The organism is Neobacillus sp. (assembly GCF_031988165.1).
Classification (GTDB): Bacteria; Bacillota; Bacilli; order Bacillales; family Cytobacillaceae; genus Neobacillus; species Neobacillus rhizosphaerae.
In genome coordinates, this window is record NZ_DALZYO010000054.1 from 19845 (window position 1) to 27557 (window position 7713).

Below are 7713 nucleotides of genomic sequence, written 5' to 3' on the forward strand. Positions count from 1 at the left end.
GGGGTGTTAATGGAATGTCAAATAAATTTGTTGTAATTGATTTAGAAACAACTGGAAATGTACCAAAAAAGGGCGATAAAATTATACAATTTGCAGCTGTGGTTATTGAAAATGGAGTTATCACAGAGAAATTTTCGGCACTAATTAATCCACAAAAATCTATTCCGGCTTTTATAGAAGAATTGACTGGAATAAATGATGAAATGGTCAAGGATGCACCAGTGTTTGCTGAAATAACAGCAAAGGTCATCGATTTGTTAGATGGGGCCTATTTTGTCGCTCACAATGTTTTATTTGATTTATCATTTCTGCAAGAAGAATTGATCCAGGCTGGATTAGAAGGTTTCTATGGACCAGTACTTGATACAGTAGAATTGGCAAGAATCCTCTATCCTACAGCTGATGGCTATAAACTTTCTGATTTAGCAGAAAAAGAGAACCTGAAACATGATCGCCCACATCAGGCCGATAGTGATGCCCAGGTTACTGCAGAATTATTTCTTATCTTGTTAAAACGATTGTCTTCCTTGCCACTCCTAACTATAAAACAGCTTACCCAGCTTTCAGGAGGGCTAAAAAGTGATCTTGAGCAGTTGCTGGACGAAATAGTAGCTGAAAAGGATAGGAAGCGGGAGGAATTGCCTGACCATATCGAAATTTATAAGAAAGTAGCATTAAAGAAAATCCCTGTGGCAGAGAACGAGAACGTAGTCGATGTAAATATAAAATACCCTTTGAGTGAAGAAGAAAAGGTTGAAATCGTCAAACAAGGCTTCCAGTCTTTTGAGAAAAGATCAGGACAATTTAAAATGATGGATATTGTCTACCAATCTTTTCAAAATAACAAGCATACACTTATCGAAGCAGGGACTGGTGTAGGGAAATCGCTCGGATATTTGTTGCCAATTGCCTTTTTTGCAAAACAAAATAGGCTAAAGGTTATCGTCAGTACCCATACCATTCAACTGCAAGAACAACTACTAAAAAAAGAAATTCCACTGTTGGAGAAAATTCTCCCCTTTAAAATAAACTCGGTACTTCTTAAGGGAAGAAGCCATTACTTAAGTTTAGAAAAGTTCTTATTGACATTGATGGATGAAAACGATAATTATGATACTACCTTAACTAAAATGCAAATTCTCGTCTGGTTGACTGAAACAGAAACCGGGGATAAGGATGAATTGAATCTCTCCAGCGGAGGCCTTATTTATTGGAATAAAGTCAAAAATGAACCAACCGTTTTTTTGCAAGATCAAGAGTGGCAGGAAAGAGATTTTTATCTAAAAGCAAAAATGAAAGCCCAGGCTGCTGAGATTGTTATTACCAATCATTCTTTATTATTAAGTGATATTAAGGGAGAAGGCTCTATTTTGCCCTCATTTGATTATGTCATTCTTGATGAAGGTCATCACCTTGAAAAAGTAGCCAGCCAGTTTTTTGGACATTCTTTGGATTATTTAACAACCAGATTGTTGATAAATCAATTTGGTCAATATGAACAAAAACAGCTTTTTTATGAAATGGAGCGGCTGCTTGCTTCAATACCAGTTCAAGAAGGTAAACAGCTTCAAACGATTGAAATGAATCAAATGGTCCTTGACATTATGTATGAAATGGATGAATTATTTAAATTAATTGCCCTATTTGCCAAAATGAAGTTCACAAACAAAAAAGGGTTTAACCGAGTAAAAGTACGGTTTATTCATTCAGATAGTGGGAAAGAAAGAAACGCCCTTGTCCATAGTGCGGAAAGGTTTGCCTTTTTACTCAAGGATTTATATTCAGCCATCAACCACCGTCTCGAATGGATAAAAAAAGAAAAAAAACCGTTAACAATTGCTCAGGAAAAAATAATCGAAGAAATTCATTTATTTGTAAATGATCTTGGTGAGCTCAGGAATACGGTTATTAGCTGCTTTATAAAAGAAACGAAACAAGTAAAATGGATTGAAATGGATATCCGTGCACCACAAAACGTAACAACCATTTTGGCACAGCCTGCTTTTGTGGCTGATCAGCTTAAGGAACAATTTTTTCAAATGAAAAAAGCTGTTGTCATCACGTCTGCCACATTAACAGTTAATCATTCTTTCCACTATATCATGAAGGAAATTGGACTTGATGCTGATACAACCGTTCAACAGACGATTTCTTCTCCATTTGAATATAAAAATCAGGTTCAGCTTTTCATTCCAGAAGACTTGCCGGAAATAAACACGGTTACCTTGGATGAATATGTTATTGCTATAACCGAGCATATTATCACAATTGCTGAAGCGACAAAAGGAAGAATGCTGCTGCTTTTTACAGCCTATGACATGTTAAAGAAAACATATGAACTGATTAAAGAAAGTGGTTTTTTAAATGAATATGTCCTAATTGCCCAAGGAATTACAAGCGGAAGCCGCACAAGATTAACAAGAAATTTTCAGCGCTATGATAAGGCGATATTGCTTGGGACAAGCAGTTTCTGGGAAGGAGTAGATATCCCGGGTGAGGATTTATCATGTCTTGTTATCGTAAGGCTTCCGTTTAGTCCGCCTGAGGAGCCACTGACGGAGGCGAAATGCCAGTTAATTATGCAGCAGGGTGGAAATGCATTTTCTGAATACTCCCTGCCTGAAGCCATTCTTCGCTTTAAGCAAGGATTTGGTCGTTTGATTCGTACAGAAACCGATCGTGGAATCATGATTGTGTTTGATAGAAGAATTGTCACTACTAAATACGGAAAGGCGTTTTTAAAATCAATTCCACCTATCCCTGTAAAAAAAGGAAGAATTGATGAATTGGTTGACCTCATTCATTCTTGGTTATGATAATATATGGAAATTGAAGCATCCTATAAGTACGTTCTTGGGAGGAATGTGCATGAGAATATTGCTATTTCTATTGTCCATATTTATTTCAAGTACCTTTTCAGTAAAGGCTGAACCATATATTTCTAGCAAGGTTGAAAACATTGATTTAAAATTATCAGTTGATGAGGCAGCAGTATCTTTTTTGGGCTTGTCTACAGGTGAATCCATCCTTGTTCAAGGCCCAAATGGTAAAAATATCTTGGTAAATGCCGGTGGAAAAGGTACAAAAGCAGAATTAGAAGGTTGGCTATATCTTTTTGGTGTAAAAGAGATCGCAGCGTTAATCCTGACAAACAGCCCTCAGGAATTATCTTTTATGAAAATCAATGAGCTTATTTCAAAATATAATATTAAAGAAATTATCACGACACCAGAGTTCTCACAACAGCTTACAAAAAAATTGGAGCAAACAAATCGAATTTCCGTCGTTTCTTGGAAAATGGGGACAAAAAAGGAAATTCTCCCGCAGTTAATTTCTGAGGTCCAATTTGTTGGACATGAACAAAACGAAGGTATGGATTTGAAACTGCAATTTTTTAATCACAATATTTTTTTGATGACGTCTTTTAGTCAGCAAGCGGAGCGAATCCTCCTTAGGAAAAATCTAAAGGATGTCAATATATTCAAGTTACCTAATTCTGCCAAGGAAGACTCTTTATCAGGTAAATTGATTGAATTCCTTAATCCGCAAATAGCCATTCTTTTTGCGGCGGAGAAGCAAAAGCTAGATCGGGACATCCTTCATGATTTGCTCGTTACATGGTCTGAAGTTTATTTTACAAATAAAAACAGTACCGTAACGATAAAGTTTACAGAAACAAATTATGAAGTCATTTCCATTCCACTAGTGAAGGAAGAATAACTGCTGAACAATTTAATAAAAAATCATTTAAATTAGATGGGATTCACAGTACGTGAAAGGCTTTTACCTGTTATAATAAATTGTGAAGATTCTATCAAAATCATGTTTATTAGATAAAAAGGAGAAATATGGATGGAGAGTAAAATTGAAGTATTATCAACTGTAAAAATCCAGTACAGTCCGGATTTATATAAAGTTGTTGATGCCCTAAATCGAACCTTAAAAGAAAAAGACCTTATGTTTGGACTAGCTTTAGATAAAGAGAATCAAAATAAAGCGATTTTTACCATATATCGTACATAAAGAAGTGAATGAAAATGAAAAAGTGGATTATTATTATTGTGTTATTCATCCTTGTCGTTCTCGGAATTTCGATTAAAGTATATTTATCCGCAGTAAAACCGGTAAATGCTGCAGAAAAAAAAGCTGTCACACTTGTAAAGAATAAAACCCAATTGAACAAAGTCCAGGATTTTCATATTTATAATGGTTTAGAGACAGTTAACGTCATTGAGGGATTAAATAAAAAAGGTGAAAAAATCATTGTCTGGATACCCGAAAAGAGCAAGAAAATAATTGTTAGAAAAGCGAAGGATGGTCTATCGAAAGAGGAAGCTATTCAAAAACTATTACAAGAAAAAAAACCAAAAAAGATTATTTCAGTCCGACTCGGAATGGAAAAAAATATTCCATTATGGGAAATTTATTACCGTTCTGAAAATAACTTAATAAATTATTATTATATTGTCTTTGAAACTGGTGAGTTGTGGAAAAAAATTGAGAATCTATAGCTTCACTAGAGATTGGAGGAAGCGGTATGGAAGTAGAATTGGCAAATAGGGTATTGGCTTTAACCCCTTCATCAACATTAGCCATAACGGCTAAAGCGAAGGAATTAAAAGAACAAGGGGAAGATGTCATCGGTTTAGGAGCAGGAGAGCCAGATTTTAATACACCTAAACATATTTTAGATGCAGCTTTTTTATCAATGAAAGAGGGGCATACAAAGTACACTCCTTCGGCTGGATTGCCTGCCTTGAAAAAGGCAATAATCAACAAGTTTGAATTGGATCAAGGACTTAGCTATAAGCCGAATGAAATTATTGTCGGAAATGGGGCTAAACACGCTCTTTATACCTTGTTTCAGGTGCTTTTAAACGATGGTGATGAAGTTATTATTCCTGCTCCATATTGGGTTAGCTACCCCGAACAAGTGAAATTGGCAGGTGGTGTACCTGTTTATATTGATGGGCTTGAACAAAATCATTTTAAGATAACGCCTGAACAATTGGTTAAGGCGATTACGAATAAGACAAAAGCGGTTATTATTAATTCTCCGAGTAATCCAACAGGTGTTTTGTATACAGCGGAAGAACTAATGGAGCTGGGCAAAATTTGTCTTGAGAAAAACATTCTAATCGTTTCTGATGAGATTTATGAAAAGCTTATTTACGGAGGGGCTATTCATATTTCTATCGCCCAACTTTCTCAAGAGCTGAAGGAGCAAACGATTATCATTAATGGTGTCTCCAAGTCCCATTCCATGACTGGTTGGAGAATTGGATATGCTGCAGGGAATAAACAGGTGATTGAAGCGATGACAAACCTGGCTAGTCATAGTACATCCAATCCTACAACGACCGCTCAATATGCTGCAATCGCTGCCTACAATGGCCCTCAAGAGCCCGTTGAAGAAATGCGTCAGGCATTTGAAAAGAGACTAGAAATTATTTACGATAAATTAGTGGCGATACCTGGCTTTACTTGTGTTAAGCCACAAGGTGCTTTTTATCTGTATCCAAATGTTAGGAATGCTGCCGAAATGACTGGCTTTAATAATGTCGATGACTTTGTTGAGGCCTTACTTGTTGAAGCCAAAGTAGCAGTCATCCCTGGTTCAGGCTTTGGAACACCTGATAATATTCGTCTATCCTATGCGACTTCATTAGAGCAATTAGAATCTGCGGTTTCCAGAATAAACCAGTTTATTGCTACCAAAATTAAGATATAATCTTCAATAGTGAAACAGCAAAAGTCTGCATTTGCAGGCTTTTTGCTTTCCTTACCAATGATGGATGCCCTATACTCTTACTCAGATTGTTTGTTCATGGTATACTTATTTGGAGGTGTCCTAAAGATGAAATCGAATTTATTAGCTTGGATCCAAGAAGGAAATATAACCGTTCCTACTTTATTATTTTCAGAATACCGTAATCTTAATTTAAGCGAAGTTGAACTTGTGCTTTTATTAAATATTCTTACCTTTATAGAAAGTGGGAACGAATTTCCTACTCCTGACGAGCTTTCAGCACGGATGACTATTTCCATTTCGGAGTGTAACGATATGCTTAGAAGGCTGATTCAAAGAGGATTCATTGAAATTATTGATGAATATTCGCATGAGGGTATTCGCTTCGAGAAGTATTCTGTGAAACCATTATGGGAAAGACTCGTTGAGCAATTTTTCAAAAATAATAAAAATAATAAGGAGACTGAAAAGAAAGGCGAAGAAACTGATGTATACACTTGCTTTGAAAAGGAATTTGGACGCCCGCTATCGCCATTTGAATGTGAATCCCTGGGAATGTGGATGGACGATGATCACCATGACCCTGTTATTATCAAAGCAGCGCTAAGAGAGGCTGTGATGTCAGGTAAATTAAATTTTCGCTATATAGATCGGATTCTCTTTGAGTGGAAGAAAAATGGAATTAAGACAATTGAACAAGCGAAAATCCATGGGCGGAAATTTCGTCAAAAGCAAACACAAAAAGTGCCTCCTAGAGATGAGTCTCATCAAACTTCAGTGCCTTTTTATAATTGGCTCGAGCAATAATTATGTCTAACGAGGGAAGCTTCTCTCGTTTTTATTCTTTTTATAGTGGGTGATAGTTTGCTTAATAATACACAAATCCGTTATTGTTTAGATCAAATGGGTGAAATGTTTCCGGAAGCCCATTGTGAATTAAATCATGCAAATCCATTTGAACTTATCGTTGCTGTTTCTTTATCTGCACAATGCACCGATGCTCTCGTCAATAAAGTCACAAAAAAATTGTTTGAAAAATACAAAACACCTGAAGATTATTTGCAAGTTTCACTAGATGAATTGCAAAATGATATTCGTTCAATAGGACTTTATCGAAATAAAGCTAAAAACATTCAAAGCCTGTGCTGGAAGGTTCTAAATGAATATGGTGGGGAAATCCCCATGGACCGGGATGAATTGACCAAGCTTCCAGGTGTGGGCAGGAAAACAGCAAATGTAGTCGTTTCGGTTGCCTTTAACATTCCAGCCATTGCTGTGGATACCCACGTGGAAAGGGTGAGTAAGCGCCTTGGGATTTGTCGCTGGAAGGATTCTGTACTGGAGGTAGAAAAGACACTGATGAGGAAAATTCCAAAAGTGGAATGGTCTGTGACCCATCATCGGTTAATTTTTTTCGGAAGGTATCATTGTAAGGCTCAAAATCCTCAGTGCCCAAGCTGCCCTTTATTAGAGCTATGTCGTGAAGGAAAAAAACGAATGAAAGGGAAGGCCGAGGTCAATGGCTAATCAAATGATTGAAGTATCAAGCATCTTACAGGAATGGAGCGGGGTCAAAGCGCGGCTTGAGGAATTATTTCATGAACGTAATCATGAAAACACAAGAGAATTGATGCAGCATGGAATTGGTTTATTCGTTCAATTTTTATATTTCTCAAACGGAAAAGCCTTACAACTTGATAGACCTATTCCGTTTATTCAATTTGATTTAAAGCCTGTTAATATTGAAGAAAGATTTGCCTTTATTAAGTCGCGACCAAGTTTATTTCATTCATTCCGACAGCTTTCAGAACTGATGGTTGAGCAAGAAAAACTGTTTGTAAAGAATAATATCATAAAAAAATCGTCTAAGCCAAAAGCCTAGACGATTTTTTTAAAAGATAAGTATAATATTTTCGACTTTGAGAATTGTCCAGCTCCAGCGCCCTAGCGACTAGAGTGCTTCC

Annotated in this window: 8 protein-coding genes; all 8 read left to right on the forward strand. The window is 36.5% G+C overall.

Annotated features, from left to right (window positions below):
• Positions 1-14 precede the first annotated feature (14 nt).
• The 8 genes from dinG (at position 15) to RTR43_RS23255 (ending at position 7631) form a co-directional block, all read left to right on the forward strand.
• Positions 15-2816, forward strand: coding sequence for an ATP-dependent DNA helicase DinG (gene dinG, locus RTR43_RS23220; protein ID WP_312475817.1), 2802 nt, complete (start codon positions 15-17; stop codon positions 2814-2816).
• 52 nt (positions 2817-2868) lie between these two features.
• Complete coding sequence (locus RTR43_RS23225) at positions 2869-3720, forward strand: ComEC/Rec2 family competence protein (RefSeq protein WP_312475820.1); 852 nt, start codon at positions 2869-2871, stop codon at positions 3718-3720.
• Positions 3721-3852: 132 nt separating this feature from the next.
• Positions 3853-4023, forward strand: coding sequence for a YpmA family protein (locus RTR43_RS23230; RefSeq protein WP_248736043.1), 171 nt, complete (start codon positions 3853-3855; stop codon positions 4021-4023).
• A gap of 14 nt (positions 4024-4037) precedes the next feature.
• Positions 4038-4511 (forward strand): cell wall elongation regulator TseB-like domain-containing protein, encoded by a 474-nt coding sequence (locus RTR43_RS23235; protein ID WP_312475823.1) that lies wholly within the window; start codon positions 4038-4040, stop codon positions 4509-4511.
• Between the two features lie 26 nt (positions 4512-4537).
• Positions 4538-5731 carry a pyridoxal phosphate-dependent aminotransferase gene (locus tag RTR43_RS23240; RefSeq protein ID WP_312475826.1) on the forward strand — a complete coding sequence of 398 codons (1194 nt, stop codon included), beginning with the start codon at positions 4538-4540 and terminating at the stop codon, positions 5729-5731.
• Between the two features lie 126 nt (positions 5732-5857).
• The gene (locus RTR43_RS23245) at positions 5858-6556 is read left to right on the forward strand and encodes a DnaD domain-containing protein (protein ID WP_312475829.1); all 699 of its coding nucleotides are present in this window, start codon (positions 5858-5860) and stop codon (positions 6554-6556) included.
• A gap of 57 nt (positions 6557-6613) precedes the next feature.
• Positions 6614-7276, forward strand: a complete 663-nt coding sequence (nth, locus tag RTR43_RS23250) for an endonuclease III (RefSeq protein WP_248736047.1) — start codon at positions 6614-6616, stop codon at positions 7274-7276.
• Positions 7269-7631 (forward strand): YpoC family protein, encoded by a 363-nt coding sequence (locus RTR43_RS23255; protein ID WP_312475833.1) that lies wholly within the window; start codon positions 7269-7271, stop codon positions 7629-7631. Before nth ends, RTR43_RS23255 begins: the two co-directional genes overlap by 8 nt.
• The last annotated feature ends 82 nt before the right edge of the window (positions 7632-7713 follow it).

What these genes read in the sequence shown, in the direction of transcription:
- dinG (WP_312475817.1), top strand. Translation starts at nt 15, where the DNA reads ATGTCAAATAAATTTGTTGTAATTGATTTAGAAACAACTGGAAATGTA.
- RTR43_RS23225 (WP_312475820.1), top strand. Translation starts at nt 2,869, where the DNA reads ATGAGAATATTGCTATTTCTATTGTCCATATTTATTTCAAGTACCTTT.
- RTR43_RS23230 (WP_248736043.1), top strand. Translation starts at nt 3,853, where the DNA reads ATGGAGAGTAAAATTGAAGTATTATCAACTGTAAAAATCCAGTACAGT.
- RTR43_RS23235 (WP_312475823.1), top strand. Translation starts at nt 4,038, where the DNA reads ATGAAAAAGTGGATTATTATTATTGTGTTATTCATCCTTGTCGTTCTC.
- RTR43_RS23240 (WP_312475826.1), top strand. Translation starts at nt 4,538, where the DNA reads ATGGAAGTAGAATTGGCAAATAGGGTATTGGCTTTAACCCCTTCATCA.
- RTR43_RS23245 (WP_312475829.1), top strand. Translation starts at nt 5,858, where the DNA reads ATGAAATCGAATTTATTAGCTTGGATCCAAGAAGGAAATATAACCGTT.
- RTR43_RS23255 (WP_312475833.1), top strand. Translation starts at nt 7,269, where the DNA reads ATGGCTAATCAAATGATTGAAGTATCAAGCATCTTACAGGAATGGAGC.